This is a genomic window from Candidatus Symbiopectobacterium sp. NZEC135 (genome assembly GCF_025962695.1).
The window spans coordinates 1-1144 of the sequence record NZ_JAGFPF010000611.1 but is presented as its reverse complement, the minus strand read 5'-3'; the positions used below and the strand labels follow the sequence as shown (position 1 = coordinate 1144).

At 55.2% G+C, this 1144-nt stretch carries 1 protein-coding gene and 1 pseudogene; one reads left to right on the top strand and one right to left on the bottom strand.

Annotation, left to right across the window (positions count from 1 at the left end; translation table 11 throughout):
* A pseudogene (locus J5224_RS29165) lies at window positions 1–399 on the top strand (agmatine deiminase family protein); the annotation flags it as partial.
* A 66-nt stretch (window positions 400–465) separates the two neighbouring features.
* On the opposite strand, the gene J5224_RS29160 reads toward J5224_RS29165, so the two are convergent.
* The coding region (locus J5224_RS29160) for an MFS transporter (protein ID WP_413544743.1) at window positions 466–1144 on the bottom strand (679 nt) is incomplete at its 5' end.

Sequence of the window (1144 nt, the reverse complement as noted above, 5' to 3'; positions counted from 1 at the left end):
GGCAGCGGACGGATGACGAAAACGATCCGCAGTATGCGCGCTCCATCGCGGCGTATCAGGTCTTATCCCAAGCCCGGGATGCGCAAGGGCGTGCTCTGAAGATCTGGAAGCTGCCTGCGCCGGGTCCGCTTTATGCCACGGAAGAGGAAGCGGTGGGCGTTGCTTCGGGTGATGCGATTGAACGTTTAGCCGGTTCGCGTCTGGCGGGTTCTTACGTGAATTTTCTGATCAGCAATCAGTATCTTCCCGTTGTTGGATGCGCGTACCGATAATACGGCGCGTGATCTGCTGCAACAGATGTTCCCGGATTACGCCATTGTGGGCGTGCCAGCGCGTGAAATTCTGTTAGGCGGTGGCAACATTCACTGCATTACTCAGCAGATCCCGTCAGTTCGTTAAGCCGGTTTTTCTATCAGCAAAAAGGCTCCGGTAACAACCGGAGCCTTTTTCTTATCTGACAGTGACCTATTTGGTCGGTTCTTTATCCAGATTATCCGCAGGCAGTTCACCAGGCAGATAGCCGGGCAGTCGGCCTGCCGGGATAATCGCCATCATGGACAGGAAGGCCATGATCAGCAGACCAAACTTCAGTGCCTTCAGGCGTGATTCCTCATTAACGCGCACCGCTTCGGCCACTTGCTCCGGCGTTGCCGTGGTTTGCGACAGCACGGTGAGCAGACGGTCATTGCTGATAAAGTTAATATTATCCAGATTCACCTGCGCCTGAATTTCAGGGGTCAGCACCGGGGTTTGCACAATGTTGCGCATCACGCTGGAACTGAGCAATCCGACCAACAGCGCACCGGCCACGGCGGTACCAATCGCATTCGCCAGATTGTTGGTGGTGCCGCGCAGTGAGCCGACGTCACCTGCCAGCTCTTTCGGTGAAGCACTCACCAATACGTTAAACAGCAGGGTGACCAGCGAGCCCTGACCAATGCCGAACGCCACCAGCCCAAACAGCACCGCAAATTCGCTCCAGTTGTTACGCACCACGAAGGCGAGCCACAGCAGCGAAAGGGTACAAATAATAAAGCCATAACGACCAATCTTTTGCGGCGTCAGCTTGTGGTAAAAGCGCACGATAAGCGTTGCGGAGAAGAATACGGATAGGTTGAATGGCATCATGGCGATGGCGGTTGCC